This is a genomic window from Cupriavidus sp. SIMBA_020 (assembly GCF_046535395.1).
Taxonomy (GTDB): Bacteria; Pseudomonadota; Gammaproteobacteria; order Burkholderiales; family Burkholderiaceae; genus Cupriavidus; species Cupriavidus campinensis.
In genome coordinates this window covers 1-262 of the sequence record NZ_JAWRWU010000883.1, presented here as the reverse complement: position 1 = coordinate 262, position 262 = coordinate 1, and the positions used below count along the sequence as shown (strand labels likewise).

1 pseudogene is annotated in these 262 nt (G+C 64.1%); it reads left to right on the top strand.

The window, feature by feature from the left end:
• Positions 1-262, top strand: a pseudogene (locus SB751_RS31950) (branched-chain amino acid ABC transporter substrate-binding protein); the annotation flags it as partial.

The following is a 262-nucleotide window of genomic DNA, read 5'->3' as shown; positions in this document are numbered from 1 at the left end:
GCACGCCGTCGGCGCTGCCGGCGACCACGCTGAAGGATCGCGGCTACAAGGGCAAGATTTATCAGACGCACGGTGTCGCGAATAACGACTTCCTGCGGGTCTGCGGCAAGGACTGCGAAGGCGAGTTGCTGCCCGCCGGGCCGATTCTCGTCGCCGATCAATTGCCCGATTCAAATCCGGTCAAGAAGTCGGCGCTCGCCTACAAGGCCGCTTACGAGAAAGCCTACGGCGCGGGTTCGGTCGCGACCTTCGGCGGTCACGC